This window comes from Streptomyces triculaminicus (assembly GCF_017349075.1).
Taxonomy (GTDB): domain Bacteria; phylum Actinomycetota; class Actinomycetes; order Streptomycetales; family Streptomycetaceae; genus Streptomyces; species Streptomyces triculaminicus.
This window is the reverse complement of sequence record NZ_JAFMOF010000003.1, coordinates 1,099,157-1,117,068: the sequence shown is the minus strand read 5'-3', so window position 1 is coordinate 1,117,068 and position 17,912 is coordinate 1,099,157. Positions and strand designations below refer to the sequence as shown.

13 protein-coding genes and 2 pseudogenes are annotated in these 17,912 nt (G+C 74.8%); 8 read left to right on the top strand and 7 right to left on the bottom strand.

Annotated features, from left to right (window positions below):
* Window positions 1–22: 22 nt before the first annotated feature.
* A complete protein-coding gene (locus J1792_RS23475; RefSeq protein WP_242705326.1) occupies window positions 23–895 on the top strand; it encodes a phosphotransferase enzyme family protein in 873 nt (290 codons plus the stop codon).
* A 40-nt stretch (window positions 896–935) separates the two neighbouring features.
* Here J1792_RS23475 and J1792_RS23470 read toward each other — a convergent pair whose 3' ends face one another.
* From J1792_RS23470 to J1792_RS23460, 3 genes are all read right to left on the bottom strand, one after another.
* Entirely contained in the window at window positions 936–1,874 is a 939-nt protein-coding gene (locus tag J1792_RS23470) for a zinc metalloprotease (RefSeq protein WP_242705327.1), read from the bottom strand.
* Window positions 1,875–2,064: 190 nt separating this feature from the next.
* Window positions 2,065–2,769: a 3'-5' exonuclease gene (locus J1792_RS23465; protein ID WP_086573639.1), complete on the bottom strand. Its 705-nt coding sequence runs from the start codon at window positions 2,767–2,769 to the stop codon at window positions 2,065–2,067.
* Window positions 2,770–2,873: 104 nt separating this feature from the next.
* Entirely contained in the window at window positions 2,874–4,124 is a 1,251-nt protein-coding gene (locus J1792_RS23460) for a DUF5919 domain-containing protein (RefSeq protein ID WP_086573637.1), read from the bottom strand.
* A gap of 281 nt (window positions 4,125–4,405) precedes the next feature.
* Here J1792_RS23460 and glgX point away from each other — a divergent pair, with 281 nt between their 5' ends.
* Window positions 4,406–6,538: a glycogen debranching protein GlgX gene (gene glgX, locus J1792_RS23455; RefSeq protein ID WP_086573636.1), complete on the top strand. Its 2,133-nt coding sequence runs from the start codon at window positions 4,406–4,408 to the stop codon at window positions 6,536–6,538.
* Between the two features lie 45 nt (window positions 6,539–6,583).
* A pseudogene (treY, locus tag J1792_RS23450) lies at window positions 6,584–8,960 on the top strand (malto-oligosyltrehalose synthase).
* 45 nt (window positions 8,961–9,005) lie between these two features.
* Here the strand turns inward: treY and J1792_RS23445 are convergent.
* Both J1792_RS23445 and zapE read right to left on the bottom strand, forming a co-directional pair.
* Window positions 9,006–9,752 (bottom strand): annotated as a pseudogene (locus J1792_RS23445) (polysaccharide deacetylase family protein); the annotation flags it as partial.
* A gap of 182 nt (window positions 9,753–9,934) precedes the next feature.
* Window positions 9,935–11,005 (bottom strand): cell division protein ZapE, encoded by a 1,071-nt coding sequence (gene zapE, locus J1792_RS23440; protein WP_307843076.1) that lies wholly within the window; start codon window positions 11,003–11,005, stop codon window positions 9,935–9,937.
* Window positions 11,006–11,132: 127 nt separating this feature from the next.
* On the opposite strand from zapE, the gene J1792_RS23435 reads away from it, so the two are divergent.
* Window positions 11,133–11,906 (top strand): pyrimidine reductase family protein, encoded by a 774-nt coding sequence (locus J1792_RS23435; RefSeq protein WP_086566136.1) that lies wholly within the window; start codon window positions 11,133–11,135, stop codon window positions 11,904–11,906.
* Between the two features lie 172 nt (window positions 11,907–12,078).
* Window positions 12,079–12,579, top strand: coding sequence for an indole-3-glycerol phosphate synthase (locus tag J1792_RS23430; RefSeq protein WP_086566135.1), 501 nt, complete (start codon window positions 12,079–12,081; stop codon window positions 12,577–12,579).
* On the opposite strand, the gene J1792_RS23425 is transcribed toward J1792_RS23430, so the two are convergent.
* Both J1792_RS23425 and J1792_RS23420 read right to left on the bottom strand, forming a co-directional pair.
* Window positions 12,525–13,307, bottom strand: a complete 783-nt coding sequence (locus J1792_RS23425; RefSeq protein WP_086566134.1) for an ABC transporter ATP-binding protein — start codon at window positions 13,305–13,307, stop codon at window positions 12,525–12,527. The two genes, J1792_RS23430 and J1792_RS23425, sit on opposite strands and share 55 nt — an antisense overlap.
* Window positions 13,304–14,368 (bottom strand): ABC transporter permease, encoded by a 1,065-nt coding sequence (locus tag J1792_RS23420; RefSeq protein ID WP_207248105.1) that lies wholly within the window; start codon window positions 14,366–14,368, stop codon window positions 13,304–13,306. Before J1792_RS23420 ends, J1792_RS23425 begins: the two co-directional genes overlap by 4 nt.
* A 174-nt stretch (window positions 14,369–14,542) precedes the next feature.
* On the opposite strand from J1792_RS23420, the gene J1792_RS23415 reads away from it, so the two are divergent.
* The 3 genes from J1792_RS23415 to murC all read left to right on the top strand — a co-directional run bounded on the left by J1792_RS23415 (window position 14,543) and on the right by murC (window position 17,898).
* Window positions 14,543–15,784: a sensor histidine kinase gene (locus J1792_RS23415; RefSeq protein WP_207248104.1), complete on the top strand. Its 1,242-nt coding sequence runs from the start codon at window positions 14,543–14,545 to the stop codon at window positions 15,782–15,784.
* Window positions 15,781–16,422 carry a response regulator gene (locus J1792_RS23410; RefSeq protein ID WP_207248103.1) on the top strand — a complete coding sequence of 214 codons (642 nt, stop codon included), beginning with the start codon at window positions 15,781–15,783 and terminating at the stop codon, window positions 16,420–16,422. Before J1792_RS23415 ends, J1792_RS23410 begins: the two co-directional genes overlap by 4 nt.
* Before the next feature lie 81 nt (window positions 16,423–16,503).
* Window positions 16,504–17,898 (top strand): UDP-N-acetylmuramate--L-alanine ligase, encoded by a 1,395-nt coding sequence (murC, locus tag J1792_RS23405; protein ID WP_086575143.1) that lies wholly within the window; start codon window positions 16,504–16,506, stop codon window positions 17,896–17,898.
* The last annotated feature ends 14 nt before the right edge of the window (window positions 17,899–17,912 follow it).

Genomic DNA, 17,912 nt, shown 5'->3' with positions numbered 1-17,912 from the left:
CGCCCCGGGAGACACTTGCGCGGTGGACACTGCATTTACGGAACACCGGGCGCGCGAGCTCCTCGCGGCGGCCGGCACCCCCCTGCCGGCGGCCGACGCGACCCTGATCTCGCTCGGCGAGAACGCCGTCTTCGCGGCCGGCGACCTCGTCGCCAAGGTCGGCCGCGACGCCTCCCTCCTCGACCGGGCCCACCGGGAGCTGCGGGTCGCCGCCTGGCTCGCCGAGGCCGAGGTGCCCGCCGTGCGCGCCGCCGCCCCCGAGCCGCTGGCGGCCGACGGCCACCCGGTCACCCTCTGGCACCGACTCCCCGGCGCCACTCGCCCCGCGACCCCCGCCGACCTCGCGGAGCTGCTGCGGGCGATCCATATGCTGCCCGCACCGGACTTCGCCCTGCCGCACCGTGACCTGCTCGGCGGCGTCGAGCGCTGGCTGCGGCTGGCCGGGGACGCGATCGACCCGGCCGACGCCGACTACCTGCGCGAGCGCCGGGACGGCTTCGCCGCCGCGGCCGCCGCGCTGACGCCCCGCCTGACGCCGGGCCCCATCCACGGCGACGCCCTCCCCCGCAACGTGCACATCGGGCCCGACGGCCCGGTGCTGGTGGACCTGGAGACCTTCGCCCTGGACCTGCGGGAGCACGACCTGGTGGTGATGGCCCTCAGTCGCGACCGGTACGGGATGGACCCCGACGCCTACCACTCCTTCGTGCACGCCTACGGCTGGGACGTGCGCGAGTGGGACGGCTGCGCCGTGCTGCGCGGCGCCCGGGAGACGGCGAGCTGCGCGTGGGTGGCGCAGCACGCGCCGGGCAACCCGGCGGCGCTGGCGGAGTTCGGGCGCCGGGTCGCCTCCCTGCGGGACGGCGACCCGGCGGTGCGCTGGTACCCCTTCTGAGGCGCCTCTCCCCGGCATCCCTCCCCACCGGCGTCCCCGCCTAGCAAGGGCCGGTGGGGAAGGTGGAGCGGGGGCCGTCGAGGGTGGCGTTCACGCGGACGGCCTGGCCGGCCGTGAACATGAACATGGCCGCGTCGTCGACGTAGTCCATGTAGTTCATGAACATGTCGCCGTGGGGGCCGTTGTGGCAGGAGACGTGCGGGAAGACCGGGCTGCCGAAGTTGGGGCCGCCCTGGTTGGGGGTGTCGGCGACGAAGTCGCTGCCGCTGCAGCCGGTGCCGTCGTCGCCCCAGATGTGGTGGAGGTTCAGCCAGTGGCCCACCTCGTGGGTGGCAGTGCGCCCGAGGGCGAAGGGCGCGGTGGCGGTGCCGTTGGTGCCGAAAGCGGAGTGCCGGATGACCACTCCGTCGGTGGCCGCCGGGCCGCCGGGGAACTGGGCGTACCCCAGCAGGCCGCCCTCGAGCAGGCAGACCCATACGTTCAGGTAGCGGTCGGCGGGCCAGGCGTCCCGGCCGCCCTGGGCGGTGAACTTCACCGCGTCGTCCGTGCCGAAGCCGGCGACCTGCGTGCGGGTGCGGGTGATGCCCGTGGTGGGGTGGCCGTCCGGGTCCACGGAGGCGAGGCGGAAGCCGACCCGGCTGTCGGCGGCGAGCTCCCGCCAGACCTCCGGCACCCCGGCGACGTCCGGATTGAGCTTGCGGAAGTCCTGGTTCAGGACGTCGAGCTGGCTGAGGACCTGGGCGTCGTCGACGTTCTCCTCGTCGGTGGCGTGGACGACGTGGACGACGACCGGGACGCACGTCACGCCCGTACGGGCCGTGCGCGCGTCGCCTCGCTCGTAGGCGAACGCGTGGTTCTCGATGGCCGTCCGGGCGGTGGCGTAGGCGGCGTTCTCGGTGAGCAGCCTGCGGTGGACCTCCATGGTCCCGCAGAGCAGCCCCTCCGGCGGCCGGGCCGGGGACTCCTGGTGCTCGGGCACGGTGCGCCTCCTCGGATCGCCGCGTGACGCGGCGGAGATGGGGGGTAGCGCGGGCCCGGTACGGAACACCGTAGACCCGGACAGCCCTGACATCCAGGGACATCACAGATTCCGGAACAAGTGCGAAGGCGCCCTCCGCATCCACCCACCCCCGCGCGCCGGCCCCTCTACTCCCGTCCACCCAGCCCCGCTACCCCCGCAGCGGCCAGGACGCGTCGACCACGGCCTCCGGGTCCCCCTCCCGTCGCAGCCACGCCTGATATCCGGCCGCCCACTCGCCGTACCACCGGACCTGGTCGCGGTGCAGCTCCCACAGCCCGGCGCCGGCTATGCCGGGATACCGCAGGGCGGTCGCCCGGGCGACGCGGACCGCCGCCAGGGCGTCCGCCTCCGCCTCGTGGGCGCCGTCCAGCACCACGCCGTACTCCCGGCACACCGCCTCCAGCGTCCGCCGGCCCTTGCGGTAGCGGTCGACGTGCCGGTCGATGGTGTACGGATCGACGACGGGGCCGATGCCGGCCCCGTCCAGCCGCTCGCCGAGCGAGCGCAGGCCGTGCCGCCGGAGCTCCGCCTCCAGCAGGCTGAGGTCGAAGGAGGCGTTGTAGGCGACGACGGGCACGCCCAGCGACCAGTGCCCGGCGAGGACGGCGGCTATCTCCTCCACAACCTCGGCCGCGGGCCGCCCCTCGGCGGCGGCCCGCTCGCTGGTGATGCCGTGGATGGCGGCCGCCTCGGCCGGGATCGGCACGCCCGGGTCGGCCAGCCACAGCCGGCTCGCGGCCACGTCCCCGCCCTTGGTCTCGACGACCGCCGCGGTGACGATCCGTGCCCGCGCCGGGTCCGTGCCCGTCGTCTCCAGGTCGAAGCCGATCAGCGGCTCCTCGTGCCAGGCCATGGCGGTTTCCCCCTTCGGTGGTGCTTCCCCCGTCTGGTGTCACAGCGTCGCACAGCCCACTGACAACCCACCGGGGGCGAGCACCACCCCTTCAAGAGACCGGCTCAGGAGACCGACCGGGAGTCCGCCCAGACCCCCTCGAACTCCTCGCGGTACGTCTCGAACAGCCCGCCGTCCTCGTCGGCGCCCCGGCCCTGGCGCAGCACGTCGCGGCCGCCGCCGCGCAGCACCAGCACGGGGGACTCCATGCCGCGGGCCTTGCGCAGGTAGGACTGCACCACGGCCAGGCCGTCCGCGCCGTCGCCGTTGACGAGGTAGGCGGTGAAGCGCGGGGTCTCGTCGAAGACCCGGATCTCGAAGGCGGCGGTGTCGCGCAGCCGGTCCCGCACCCGCCGCATGTGCATGATGTTCATCTCCACGGACCGGCTCATCTCGCCCTTCTTTATCCCCAGTTCCCGCTCGCGGCGGCGCACGGCGCTGCTGGCGGGGTTGAGAAAGAGCAGCCGGGCCCGGCAGCCGGACTCGGCCAGGCGCACCAGGCGTCGCCCGGAGTAGTTCTGGACGAGCAGGTTCAGGCCTATGCCGACCGCGTCGAGGCGGCGGGCGCTGCCGAAGAGGTCCTCCACGGGGAGCTGGCGCTGCAGCCGCACCCGGTCCGGGTGGACGCCCACGACGTCGGCGAAGCGGTCGCCCACGAGGTCCTCGACGGCGTCCACGGGCAGCCGGTCGGCGGAGCGGGCGTGGGTGCCGGCGCCGCCGCCGAGGATGTCCAGCAGCCGGGCCGATGCGCGTTCGGCCTGGGCGAGGACGTTCTCGGAGAGCGCGCGGTTGCGGGAGACGACGTTGCGGGTCACCTCCAGCTCGTCCAGGGCCAGCTCCAGTTCGCGCCGGTCGTCCAGGTAGGGCTCGAAGCACGGCCAGTGCTGGACGAGGAGCTCGCGCAGCTGGGGCAGGGTGAGGAAGCTGAGGACGTTGTCGTCCGCCGGGTCGAGCAGGTAGCCCTTGCGGCGGCTCACCTCCCGCACGGCCACGGCCCGCTGGACCCACTCCTGGCCGGCCGGCCCGGCGGCGGCGACGACCCATTCCTCGTCGCCGTGCACCGGCTCGTAGACCGGGCGCAGCACGGCGGCGACGACCGCCCGCAGCCGCTGTTCGACCAGGTTGAGCCAGATGTAGGCGCGCCCGGCCCGGCGGGCGCGGGTGCGCACCTCGTCCCAGGCCTCTGCGCCCCAGTCCAGTTCCGCCCCGATCTCCCGCGGACGGGTCAGGGACATCACGCCCGGTGGCGTGTCGGTCGAGCCGTCTCCCTCGGGACTTCCGTCTCCAGGGGGCAGCTCCAGCCCGCCCGAGCTCACCAGTGCACCGCCTTCCGCCCCCGTCCAACGATCAAGGCAGATTACTGTGCGGGCGGGAGCCGGTGCACCCGCGCCCGCCGGGGCCCCGGAACAACTCGGCCGCCGGACGTGGGGGTTGTCCGACGGCGGGGCGCCGGACGTGATCTGATTCATAGCCAGAAGGGTGGACGGGGCGCTGACCTCACCCGGTCGGCCGAGCCGTGGCGGCCGGCGGCGGCTTCCTTCCGGGGTTTTGGGGAAGATCTGCGGAAAGGGCCGCTCGGAGTGGAACACTTTCGCTCATGCAGGTCTGGCCGGGACAGGCGTACCCACTCGGCGCCACGTACGACGGCGCCGGGACCAACTTCGCGGTCTTCTCCGAGGCCGCCGAGCGGATCGAGTTGTGCCTCCTGCACGAGGACGGCTCGGAGACGGCGGTGGAGCTGCGGGAGAGCGACGCCTTCGTGCGGCACGCGTATCTGCCGGGGGTGATGCCCGGTCAGCGTTACGGCTTCCGGGCGCACGGCCCGTACGACCCGGAGCGGGGGCAGCGCTGCAACTCCGCCAAGCTGCTGCTCGACCCGTACGCGAAGGCGGTCAGCGGGGCGGTCGACTGGGGGGAGGCGGTCTACGGCTATCACTTCGGCCGGCCGGAGAAGCGCAATGACATGGACTCCGCGCCGCACATGATGACTTCGGTGGTGGTCAATCCGTACTTCGACTGGGGCGACGACCGGCCGCCGCGGACGGACTATCACCGTACGGTCATCTATGAGGCCCATGTGAAGGGCCTGACGATGCTGCATCCGGCGCTGCCGGAGGAGGTGCGCGGGACGTACGCGGCGCTCGCGCATCCGGCGGTGATCGAGCATCTGACGGAGCTGGGGGTGACCGCCATCGAGCTGATGCCGGTCCATCAGTTCGTCAACGACCACCGGCTGGTGGACGCGGGCCTGGCCAACTACTGGGGCTACAACACCATCGGCTTCTTCGCCCCGCACAACGCCTATGCGTCGTGGGGCGACAGGGGTCAGCAGGTGCTGGAGTTCAAGTCGGCGGTGCGGGCGCTGCACGCGGCGGGCATCGAGGTGATTCTCGATGTGGTCTACAACCACACGGCCGAGGGCAACCACCTGGGCCCGACCCTGTCCTTCCGGGGCCTGGACAACTGCTCGTACTACCGGCTGACGGACGATCCGCAGTACTACATGGACACCACCGGCACCGGGAACTCCCTGCTGATGCGCTCGCCGCACGTCCTGCAGCTCATCATGGACTCGCTGCGCTACTGGGTGACCGAGATGCGGGTGGACGGCTTCCGCTTCGATCTGGCGGCGACGCTGGCGCGGCAGTTCCACGAGGTGGACCGGCTGTCGTCCTTCTTCGACCTGGTGCAGCAGGACCCGGTGGTCAGCCAGGTGAAGCTGATCGCCGAGCCGTGGGACGTCGGGGAGGGCGGCTACCAGGTCGGCAACTTCCCGCCCCTGTGGACGGAGTGGAACGGTAAATTCCGCGACACCTGCCGGGACCTGTGGCGCGGCGAGCCGGCCACCCTGGCGGAGTTCGCCTCCCGCCTGACCGGCTCCTCCGACCTCTACCAGGGCGACGGCCGGCGACCGCTGGCCTCGATCAACTTCGTCACCTGCCACGACGGCTTCACCCTGCACGACCTCGTGTCGTACAACGACAAGCACAACGAGGCCAACGGCGAGAACAACCAGGACGGCGAGGGCCACAACCGCTCGTGGAACTGCGGCGCCGAGGGCGAGAGCGACGACCCGGCGGTGCTCGCCCTGCGCGAGCGGCAGATGCGCAACTTCATCGCCACGCTGATGCTCTCCCAGGGCGTGCCGATGCTCAGCCACGGCGACGAGTTCGCCCGCACCCAGTGGGGCAACAACAACGCCTACTGCCAGGACAGCGAGATCTCCTGGGTGCGCTGGCCGCAGCCGGAGGACGGCGACGAGGCCGCCGCGCGGGCCCGCCGGATGCTGCGCTTCACCCGCTCGCTGGTCTGGCTCCGCCGCGACCACCAGGTCTTCCGGCGCCGCCGCTTCTTCCACGGCCGGCCCATGCAGGGCACCCAGGACGATCTGTCCGACATCGCGTGGTTCACCCCGGAAGGGGAGGGAATGCGGGACGGGGACTGGCAGGCCGCTCACGCCAGGTCGCTGACCGTCTTCCTCAACGGCAGCGCCATCACCGAACCGGGCCCGCGCGGCGAGCCGATCGTCGACGACTCCTTCCTGCTGATGTTCAACGCGCACGACCGGCCGCTGGAGTTCGTCGTCCCCGTCGACCACGGCCGGCAGTGGCAGGTCGTGGTCGACACCGCCCGCCCCGACGGCGCCGCGCCCGGCGGTCCGAAGGTCAAGGCCGGGGAGCGGCTGACGCTCGCCGACCGCAGCATGGCGGTGCTCCAGCGGCCCGCCTGACGTCGGGATGCGGCATGACGCTCCGAGGCGGGTACGTATGTTCCCGTGAAGCGCGACACTTCCGCACCGCCGACCGCCACCTACCGGCTCCAGCTGCAGCCCGGCCTCCCCTTCCGGGAGGCCGAGCGGGCCGTGCCCCACCTCGCCGACCTCGGCGTGTCGCACCTGCACCTCTCCCCCGTCCTGGAGGCCGTCCCGGGCTCCACCCACGGCTACGACGTCGTCGGCCACGACGCGGTACGGGCCGAGCTGGGCGGCGAGGAGGGGCTGCGGGCGCTCGCCCGCACCGCCCACGCGCACGGACTGGGGCTGATCCTCGACATCGTGCCGAACCACATGGCCCTGCCCGCGCCCGAGGGCCTCAACGGCCCCCTGTGGCACGTCCTGCGCGACGGCCCCGCCTCCCCCTACGCCCGCTGGTTCGACGTCGACTGGGCCGAGCACGGCGGGCGGCTGCTGCTGCCGGTGCTCGGCGGGCCGCTCGGCGACGAGCTGGAGCGCTTCGCGGTGGACGGCGACGTCCTGCGCTACCACGACCACGCGTTCCCGCTGCGGCCCGGCACCGAGCGGCTGCCGCTGCCCGAGCTGCTGGACGCCCAGTGGTACCGCCCCGCCTGGTGGCGGCTGGCCCGCACCGAGGTGAACTACCGCCGCTTCTTCACCATCTCCGACCTGATCGCGGTGCGGGTGGAGGACCCGGAGGTCTTCGCCGCCACCCACGCCACGGTCCTCGCCCTGCTGGACGAGGGCGTCGTCGACGGGCTGCGCGTGGACCACCCCGACGGCCTCGCCGACCCGGCCGGCTACCTGCGCCGGCTCGCCGCCGCCACGGGCGGCCGGTGGACGGTGGTGGAGAAGATCCTCAGCGGCGACGAACGGCTGCCCGCCGACTGGCCCGTCGCCGGCACCACCGGCTACGACTCCCTGCGCCACCTCGACGGCCTGTTCACCGACCCCGACGGGGCGGGGGAACTGGCCGCCGCCTACCGCGCCTTCGCCGGCCCGCCCCCCGACCGGGGCGGCGACTGGCAGGCGACCGTACGCCGCGCCGCCTACCGGGTGATCGGACACGAGCTCGCCGCCGAGGTCGACCGCCTGGTCCGCACCGCCGGGCGGCTGTGCGCGTCCTCGCACCGGCTGCGCGACCACGCCCCCTGGGCCCTGCGCACCGCCCTGTGCGAGACGCTCGTCCGGCTGCCCGTCTACCGCCCGTACGCCGTGCCCGGCCTGCCCGTCGCACCGGTGGACGCGGCGCTGCTCGACGAGGCCGCCCAGGGGGCCCGTACGGCGTTCGCGGTGCCGGAGGAGGCGCGGGCCGTGGAGGTCGTCCGGGACGCGGCCCTGGGGCGGCTCGGCGAGGACCCGGACCGGCGGGACTTCTGCGCCCGGTTCGCCCAGACCGCCTCCGCCCTGCGCGCCAAGTCGGTCGAGGACACCGCCTTCTACCGCTACGCGCCCCTGCTGTCCGCCACGGAGGTCGGCGGCGCGCCGGACCGCCCGGCCGTCACGCCGGAGGAGTTCCACGCCCACTGCGCCCGCCTCCAGCGCGACTGGCCCACGACCGGCACCGTGCTTTCCACCCACGACACCAAGCGCAGCGCGGACGCGCGGGCGCGGATCGCCGCGCTGAGCGAGTACCCCGGCCGCTGGGCCGCCCTGATGGACCTGCTGCGGGCCCGCGGCGCGGCCCCCGACCCGCACGTGGCGTGGGTGGCGTGGCAGAACGCCTTCGGGCTCGGGGACGCCGACGCCGGCCGGCTGGTGCCGGCGGTGCTCAAGAGCGTGCGGGAGGCGGCGCTGCTGACCACGTGGACCGAGCCGGACGCCGCGTACGAGGCGGCGGTCGCGGCCTTCGTCGCGGCGGGCCCCGGCGGGCCCGGGGCCGCGGCCGCCCTGGCCCCGCTCGAGCGGGAGACCGCGCCGACCGTGCGGGCCAACACCCTGGGGGCGGCGCTGCTGCACCTGACGATGCCGGGGGTGCCCGATGTCTACATGGGGACGGAAGGGGTGTACCGGGCGCTGGTCGACCCGGACAACCGGCGGGTGCCGCGCTTCCCCCCGGGCCCGGCGGACGGGCTCGGCGGGGAGAAGCGTCGCCTGACGCGTACGGCGCTGCGGCTGCGGCGCGAGCACCCCGAGTGGTTCGGGGCACGCGCCACCTACGAGCCGCTCGGCGCGGCCGGGCCGGCGGCGGAGCACTGCGTGGCCTTCGGGCGCTCGGGGCAGGTGGTCGCCGTGGCGACGCGGCTGCCCCGGCGGCTGGCGGCGGCCGGGGGTGGCGGGGACGGTGCTGGAGCTGCCGGACGGCGGGGCGTGGCGGGAGTCGCTGACGGGCGGGGTATGGCAGGGGCGCGTGGAGATGGCCGAGCTGCTCGAGGCGATGCCCGTGGCCCTGCTGGTGCGGGAGGCGGACGGGACCTGAGCGGGGTGAGGGGCGGGCCGTGCGCCGGGGCCGCGGTCGCGCCGGTCAGTGCCCGGCGACGAGGTCCGAGACCCGGACGAACTCGTACCCCTTCGCCCGCAGCTCCGGCACGATGCGCCGCACCGCCTCCTCGGTCGTCGGGGCGGCGCTGCGCGTGCAGTGCATCACCACGACCGAGCCGGGCCGGACCTGCGAGATCACCTGCGAGGCCACCGGCCCGGCGTCCTTGGCGAAGGCGTCGCCGCTGACCACGTCCCACTGCACCGCCGTCACCTTCGCCGGCCCGAGCTCCTTGAGCACCCCGTCGTCGTGGCAGCCGCCGGGGAAGCGGAAGTACGGCACGATGTGCTCCACCCCCGCCCGCCGGAAGGCGGTGAAGGCGCGCTCCACGTCGGCGCGGGCCTCGGCGCGCGGCACGGTCGGCAGGCCGTAGCAGGGCGTGGTGAAGGCGTGGTGGCTGTAGGAGTGGCTGGCGACCTCGAAGAGGGGGTCGCCGCCGATGGACTTCGCCTGGCCGGGGTACTGCTCCGCCCACCTGCCGGTCATGAAGACCGTGGCGGGCACCTTCAGGCGGCGCAGCGTCTCGATGAGCGCGGGGTTGTCGAAGTGTTCGCCGCGTGCCGCGCGCGGGCCCTGGTCGGACGTCATGTCGGCGTCGAAGGTCAGGGCGACGCGCTTGCCGCCGTCGCGCCGGCCGTGCGAGAAGACGGGAACGGCGCCGTCGGGGCCCGGGGGCAGGGTGGGCGCGGCGGAGGCCCGCGCGGACGGCGACGGCGACGGGCCGGGCGTGGCGGGGTGCTGGGCGGGCGGCCTTCCGGCCGCCCGGGGTGCCGGGCCCGTCCGCGCCCGCGCCGCCGCTGCCGCCGCAGGCGGTCAGCGCGCAGCACAGCAGCGCGACGAGGGCCGCGCCGGCGCGCGGGAAGTGGATCTCGGGGAGCACCGGGGAACCGTACCGCCCCGGACGCCCGGCCCCGTCACCCCTCGACGAGGCCCTTGGCGTCGCGCGCGAGCGCGGTCAGCCGGGAGATGGCCCGGAAGTACTTCTTGCGGTAGCCGCCGTTCAGCATCTCCTCGCTGAACAGCTCGTCGAAGGGCCGCCCGGACGCCAGGACCGGCACCTCGCGGTCGTAGAGCCGGTCGGCGAGGACCACCAGGCGCAGGGCCGTCGACTGGTCCGGCACCGGTGCGACGCCGGTCAGGCACACCGCGCTGATGCCGTCGCACATGGCGCCGTAGCGGCTCGGGTGGACCTTGGAGAGGTGGTCGAGGAGGTCGGGGAAGGCGTCGTAGGAGGCGCCGTCGGTGGCGTGCGCCACCCGCTTGACGGTGTCGTCGTCGTACGGGGAGGGGGCCTGCGGCAGGCCCCGGTGGCGGTAGTCCTCGCCGTCGATGCGCAGCGGGTGGAAGTGCGCGGAGAGGCCCTGGATCTCGCGCAGGAAGTCGGCAGCGGCGAACCGGCCCTCGCCGAGCTTTCCGGGCAGGGTGTTGGAGGTGGCGGCGACCGTCACGCCGGCGTCGACGAGCTTGCCGAGCAGGGTGGAGACCAGGACGGTGTCGCCGGGGTCGTCGAGCTCGAACTCGTCGATGCACAGGAGCTTGTGGCCGCTGAGGGTCTGCACGGTCTGCTGGAAGCCCAGGGCGCCGACCAGGTTGGTCAGCTCCACGAACGTGCCGAACGCCTTCTGCTCGCGGGCGGCCGCGGTGGCGTGCCAGAGGGAGGCCAGCAGGTGGGTCTTGCCGACGCCGTAGCCGCCGTCGAGGTAGACGCCGCGCGGGCCGGCGGGGGCGGCGGCCTTGGCCTCGCGCCGGAACCAGCGCTTGCGGCCCGTACCGCCCGCGGCCGGGCCGCCGAGCCCGGCGGCGAAGGTGCCGAGGGTGGTGACGGCCTGGGCCTGGCTGGGCTGGTTCGGGTCGGGGATGTAGTTGTCGAACCGTACCGAGCCGAAGCGCGGCGGGGGCACCATCTCGGCGACCAGGCGGTCGGCGGGGACGTGCGGGGCGCGCGAGGTGAGCGCGACGGGCCCGCCGGCGGTCCGCCCGGCTATGGGGCCGGGGTGGCGGGGCCTGTGGCGCTGGAGGGGCTGCGGTGGAGGATGACACAGCCATCCAGCGTAGCCGCGGAAGCGGGCGGGGACCGTCGCGCGCGGGGCGAGCCATGTCACACTGCCGCCTATGCGACGACTGTTCCCCTCCCCGCTCAGCCCCGCCGACCTCGAGGACCGTGAATGGGGGCTGGACGAGCTGGCCGGGCTCTACGCCTACCCGGACGACCTCCCCGCCGGGAGCGCGTGGCTGCGGGCCAACATGGTCTCCTCCCTGGACGGCGCGGCCCACCACGAGGGCCGCTCCCAGCCGCTGTCCTCGGCCGCCGACATGCGGATCTTCGGCACGCTGCGGGGGCTGGCCGACGCGGTGGTGGTCGGGGCCGAGACCGTACGGCAGGAGGGCTACCGGCCCGCGCGGGCCCGCGAGGCGTTCGCGGCGCGGCGGGCGGCGCTCGGCCAGGGGCCCGCGCCCGTGATAGCCGTGGTGAGCGCCGGGCTCGACCTGGACTTCTCGCTCCCTCTGTTCACCTCGCCGCTCCTGCCGACCGTGGTGCTGACGGGCGCGGCCGCCCCGCGGGAGCGGGTGGAGGCGGCGCGCGCGGCGGGCGCCGAGGTGATCGTGGCGGGCGAGGGGCGCGGGGTGGACCCCGCGCGCGTCCCCGTCCTGCTGGCCGAGCGCGGGCTGACGCGGCTGCTCACGGAGGGTGGTCCCCGGCTCCTGGGGCAGTTCGCCGCGGCCCGGGTGCTGGACGAGATGTGTCTGTCGCTGGCTCCCGTGGTCGCCACGGGCACGGCACCGAGGATCATGGCGGGGCCGCCGCTGGCGGTGCCCGAGCGGTTCGCGCTGGGGTCGGTGCTGGAGGAGGGCGGGTTTCTCTTCACCAGCTACCGGAGGATCTGACAATCGATCCGGCAATCAACGGAATTTTCTGTTCCGCTTCTGTTCCCGTGGGCAGAATTGAGTCAGACGCTTTCCCGAGGGCAGTGGACCACAACAGGCGGGCTCACGGGAGCACGCGCAGGATGGTTTCTGTTGGGCCCGGTGGCCCAAGGAGAAGAAGGGCGCGCCCACCGTGTTCACGAGCGTATTGATGATCGAACAACCGCTGTCCACCGCGGATGTCGACTTCGTGACGACCCTGCACGACGACGCCATGTCCTTCGTCGTCCTCATGCGGCCAAGAGGCAACGAGGACCGGCTGCTGCGGGCCATCGACGACGTGGCCCTCGGCGAGCTGGAACAGGCCGTCCACGAGGCGGACGAACCCGAGGGCGACGAGGCCCTGCGGCCCGCCGCCCTGGCCCTGGAGCACTCCCTGCAGAGACTCCGGGCCGCGGGCTGCGAGGCCGTCGGCCAGATCATCGACAACCACCCGCTGGACCTGCTGCGGTCCGTCGTCGAGCAGACCCACGCCGACGAGGTGATCGTGCTGACCGCCCCGCACCTGGTCGAGGAGTTCTTCCACCGCGACTGGGCCTCCCGCGCCCGGCACAAGGTCGGCGTGCCGGTCCTCAAGCTCTACGCGCACAACGACGAGGACGAGGAAGAAGTGGTGACCGGCCCCGACGAGTGAGCCGGGCCGCCGTCGAGCCGGCCGTCGCGCAGCGTCAGCACCCGGTCCGCCCGGCCGAGCAGCGCCCGGTCGTGCGTGACCAGCACCGTCGCGGTGCGGTGCCGCCGGGTGACGTCGGCCAGCAGCGCCATGACGCGCTCCCCGCGCTCGTGGTCGAGCGCGGACGTCGGCTCGTCCACCAGCAGTACCGACGGCTCGCCCCACAGCGCGCGGGCGATGTTCACGCGCTGCCGCTCGCCGCCGGACAGCCGGTGCGGGCGGCGGCGCCGCTTCGCGCCGTCCAGCCCCACCGACTCCAGCAGCTCCGCAGCCCGGGCCCGGGACGCCCGTACCTTCTCGCCCCGCAGGTGCGCCACGGCCAGCAGCTGCTCCTCGGCCGTGAGGGACGGCAGCAGGTTCGGCTGCTGGAAGACGATGCCGATCCGCCCGCGCCGCAGCCTGGTGCGCTCCGCGGCGCTCATCCCGGTGGTGTCCCGCCCCGCGACGACCACGCGTCCCGCGTCGGGGCGCAGCAGCGTCGCCGCCACCGCCAGCAGGCTCGACTTCCCGGAGCCGGACGGTCCGGCGACGGCCACGAGCTCGCCCGGAGCGACGGCCAGGGACACCCGGTCCAGGGCGGTGAGCCGGCGGTCGCCGTCGGGGTAGGTGAGGTCGACCGACTCCAGCGACAGGGCGGCCTCGGACTCGGCCTCGACAGGGGCGGTGGCGGGGGTCGGCACAGTGGTCATCGGTGGGCTCCCAGGGCGGTCAGCGGGTCGACGGAGGTGATGCGGCGCACGGCGAGCGCGGCCCCGGCCAGTCCCAGCAGCACCATCGCCGCCACCGGGACGGCCACGGTGGCCGCGCCCAGCTCGAAGGGCACCGCGGCCGAGGCCAGGGCGCCGCCCACGGCCCCGGCTGCCGCACCGAGGGCGGCTCCGGCTAGGAGGACCGCGGCGGCCTGGCCCAGGGCGTCCCGCAGCAGGTGGCCGCCGCTCGCGCCGAGCGCCTTGAGCACCGCGACGTCCGGGCGCCGCTGCACCGTCCACACCGCGAAGAAGGCGCCCACCACCAGCGCGCTCACCACGAACAGGAAGCCCTGGACGAGCCGGAGGGTGCCGTGCTCGGCCGCGTAGCCGTCGATGCCCTCGAGCGCGTCGTCGAGCCCGACGGCCACGGTGGTGCGCGCCGCCTCCCCCGAGGGGGTGCCGCCGCCGGTCACCGCCAGCGCGGTCGGCGCGGCCTGGTGGCCGATCTCCCGCCAGTCGGCGAGCGTGGTCCAGACGGCCGGCGCGTGGCCGTGGCTCCGGTCGGGGGTGACGCCCGAGACGGTCAGCTCCCGGGTGCCGAGCGTGATCCGGTCCCCCGGGCGCAGCCCGCGCTCGCGCGCCACGCGCTCGCTCACGGCCGCCTGGCCCTCCCCCGGTGCCGTGCCGCGCAGCGGCTCCGGGCGCAGCCGCCCGAACGTGCCGAAGACGCTCACCGAGGACGCCGAGCCGTTCGCCGTCAGCCGCGTCATCGCCACGCCCAGCGGTTCGGCGGACCGCACGCCCGGCGCCGATCGCCAGGCGGCCAGCTGCCGCTCGTCCAGGGTGCTGTTGGAGAACGACACCTCGGGCTCGGCGCCGGCCGGGGCGCCGAAGACGATCCTGTCCGCCGGCAGGGAGGCCACGGCCGACGTCGCCTCGCGGGCGAGACCGTCGGTCAGGCCGTAGAGGAAGACCACCAGTGTGGTGATCAGCGCGACGACGGTGCCCATCAGGGCGAACCGTCCTCGGGCGAAGCGGATGTCACGGAGCGCGACGAACAAGGAGGGCCTCCCGGGGCCTGGTGCGGGACGTCCCAAGCCTTCCGGGCCGGGCGCCCGTCGGCATCGGGGCAAGGAGCGGTTGCGGCCTCGTCCGTCCGGTGCACCCGAAAATCAATCGAACGGTTGACGCCCGGGCGGCCGGAGGCCCTCGCACGGGCCCGTACGCTCGACGGGATGACACCGACCAGCCCCTCCGCCCCCGCCACGGCCACCGGCCACGCGCGCGTGGCGCCGCGCCCGCCATCCGGGGCGCTCGCGGCCGGCGGCGACGGCGACGTGCCCTCGCTGCGGCTGGTGCGCCTCGCGCTGCACGCGGCGTTCTACGCCCTGCTCGGCGTGGCCCTCGCCCCGGCCCTCCTCGGGCGGGCGCCTGCGGCCGTGCTGCCGGTGGGCGCGGTGCTCGCCGCCGCGTACGGGGCCGGGATCGTCCGGCGCGCCGGGCGTCCGGGGGCCTGGCTCGCCGCCGTCACGGGGCTGTGGCTCGTCCTGCTGGCCATGGACCGGGGCTTCTCCTACGTCGCCTTCCCGCTGTTCTTCCTCTTCCTGCACGCCCTGCCGGTGCGCTGGGCGCACCCGGCCGTCGCCGCCGCCACCGCCGCGGTCGTGGCCGCCCAGGGCGGCGCGCCGGGCGGCCTGACCGTCGCCAGGGTGATCGGCCCGGTCGCGGGAGCGTGCGTCGCGATCCTGACCGCCTACGGCTACGCGGCGCTCTACCGCGAGAGCCGCAAGCGCCAGCTGCTGATCGACGACCTCGTGCGGACCCGGGACGAGCTCGCCGCGGCGCAGCGGGAGGCCGGCCGGCTCGCCGAGCGGCAGCGGCTCGCCCGCGAGATCCACGACACCCTCGCCCAGGGCCTGTCGAGCATCGTCCTGCTCGCCCGGGCGGCCGAGACGGCCGGCACCGACGCGGCACGCGCGCGTGTCCGCGAGATCGGGCGTACCGCCTCCGACAACCTCGCCGAGGCCCGCCGCTTCGTCCAGGAGCTCACCCCGCCCGCCCTCGAGGACGCCCCGCTGCCCGAGGCGCTGCGCCGGGTCACCGCCCGCACGCTGCCCACGGCCGCCTTCCGGCTCGACGGCGAGCCCTGCCCGCTGCCGGTGGAGACCGAGGTCGCCCTGCTGCGCCTGACGCAGGAGGCGCTCGCCAACGTCGCCCGGCACGCGCGGGCCGACCACGCCGCCGTGACCCTGGCCTACCTCGACGGCCAGGTCACCCTCGACGTCTACGACGACGGCGTCGGCTTCGCCCCCGGCCACGGCCCGGCGGACGGCCGCCGCACCTTCGGCCTGCACGGCATGCGCGAGCGCATCGCCGAGCTCGGCGGCACCCTCGTCGTGGAGTCCGCGCCCGGCGAGGGCACGGCCATCGCCGCGACCCTGCCGACGGGCCCCGGCGCCCTGGAGGCGGCGGCGTGAGCGGGCTCATCAGGGTGCTCCTGGTCGACGACCACCCCGTCGTACGGCGCGGCCTGCGCGCCCTGGTCGACGAGCTGCCGGACGTGGAGGCGGCCGGGGAGGCCGCCGACGGCGCCGAGGCGCTGCGCCTGCTCGAGGACGGCGTCCGGCCCGACGTCGTCCTCATGGACCTGCAGATGGGCGACGGCATGCACGGCGTCGAGGCCACCCGGCGCATCACGGCCCTGCCCCGCCCGCCCGCCGTGCTCATCCTGACCACCTACAGCACCGACGCCGACATCCTGGCCGCCGTGGAGGCCGGGGCCACCGGCTACCTCCTCAAGGACGCCCCGCCCGAAGAGCTGGCCGCCGCCGTGCACGCCGCCGCCCGCGGCGAGACCGTCCTGGCCCCGCCGGTCGCCGCCCGCCTCCTGGGCCGCGTACGGTCCGGGGGCCGGCCCGCCCTCTCGCCCCGCGAGACCGAGATCCTCGGCCTGCTGGCCGAGGGCCTGGCCAACCGGCAGATCTCCCGCCGCCTCTTCATCAGCGAGGCCACCGTCAAGACCCACCTCGTGCACGTCTACGGCAAGCTCGGCGTGGACAGCCGCACGGCGGCCGTGGCGGCGGGCCTGGCGGCGGGACTGATCCGGCCGGTCTGACGGGCGCGGCCCGCGCTGTCGGCGGCGGGTGCAACAATCGGTGCCTGTAGCTGCACCACGACCCCCCAGGGAGCACCGCATATGGCACCGGCCGTCCCCACGACGATGGACCGACCGCACTTCATCGGCATCGGCGGCGCCGGGATGTCGGGCATCGCGAAGATCCTGGCCCAGCGCGGCGCGGCCGTCGCGGGCAGCGACGCGAAGGAGTCCGCGACCGCCGGCGCGCTGCGCGAGCTCGGGGCGACGGTCCACATCGGGCACGCGGCCGGCCACCTCGCCGAGGACGCCAGCTGCGTCGTCGTCTCCAGCGCCATCCGCGCCGACAACCCGGAGCTGGCCGCCGCCGCCGAGCGCGGCATCCCGGTCGTCCACCGCTCGGACGCCCTGGCCCGCCTGATGGACGGCCTGCGCCCGATCGCGGTGGCCGGCACCCACGGCAAGACGACCACCACGTCGATGCTCGCCGTCTCCCTCGACGCGCTGGGCCTGGACCCGTCGTACGCCATCGGCGGCGACCTCGACGGCCCCGGCTCCAACGCCCGCCACGGCGGCGGCGACATCTTCGTCGCCGAGGCGGACGAGAGCGACCGCAGCTTCCACAAGTACGCGCCCGAGGTCGCGATCATCCTCAACGTGGAGCTGGACCACCACGCGAACTACGCCTCGATGGAGGAGATCTACGACTCCTTCGAGACCTTCGTCGGCCGGATCCGCCCGGGCGGCACGCTCGTCGTCTCCGCCGACCAGGCCGGCGCCCGCGAGCTCACCGAGCGCATCTCGGGGCGGCACGACATCGAGGTCGTCACCTACGGCGCGGCCGAGGACGCCGACGTCCGCGTCCTGAAGGTCACCCCGCGCGGCCTGGCCAGCGAGGTCACGGTGATGCTCAACGGCCGGATGCTCACCTTCGCCGTCTCCGTCCCCGGCAGCCACTACGCGCACAACGCCGTCGCCGCCCTCGCCGCGGGCGTCGCCCTCGGCATCCCGGCGCACAACCTGGCCTCCGCGCTCGGCAAGTACACCGGCGTCAAGCGCCGCCTGCAGCTCAAGGGCGAGGCGGCCGGCGTCCAGGTCATCGACTCCTACGCGCACCACCCCACCGAGATGACCGCCGACCTCGAGGCCATCCGCGGCGCCGCCGCCGGCTCCCGGGTCCTCGTCGTCTTCCAGCCGCACCTCTTCAGCCGCACCCAGGAGCTCGGCACCGAGATGGGCCAGTCCCTGGCGCTGGCCGACGCCTCCGTGGTCCTGGACATCTACCCGGCCCGCGAGGACCCGATCCCCGGCATCACCAGCGCCCTGATCATCGACGCGGCGAAGGACGCCGGCGCCGACGTGCGCGCCGAGCACGACATGGCGGCCGTCGCGGACGTCGTCGCGGGAATGGCCCGGCCCGGTGATCTCGTTCTGACCATGGGCGCGGGAGACGTCACGGACCTCGGTCCGAAGATCCTGGCCCGACTGGAGAACTGACACCGGCGGCGAGC

What these genes read in the sequence shown, in the direction of transcription:
- J1792_RS23465 (WP_086573639.1), bottom strand. Translation starts at nt 2,769, where the DNA reads ATGGCCTGGCACGAGGAGCCGCTGATCGGCTTCGACCTGGAGACGACG.
- J1792_RS23415 (WP_207248104.1), top strand. Translation starts at nt 14,543, where the DNA reads ATGACACCGACCAGCCCCTCCGCCCCCGCCACGGCCACCGGCCACGCG.
- glgX (WP_086573636.1), top strand. Translation starts at nt 4,406, where the DNA reads ATGCAGGTCTGGCCGGGACAGGCGTACCCACTCGGCGCCACGTACGAC.
- murC (WP_086575143.1), top strand. Translation starts at nt 16,504, where the DNA reads ATGGCACCGGCCGTCCCCACGACGATGGACCGACCGCACTTCATCGGC.
- J1792_RS23425 (WP_086566134.1), bottom strand. Translation starts at nt 13,307, where the DNA reads ATGACCACTGTGCCGACCCCCGCCACCGCCCCTGTCGAGGCCGAGTCC.
- J1792_RS23435 (WP_086566136.1), top strand. Translation starts at nt 11,133, where the DNA reads ATGCGACGACTGTTCCCCTCCCCGCTCAGCCCCGCCGACCTCGAGGAC.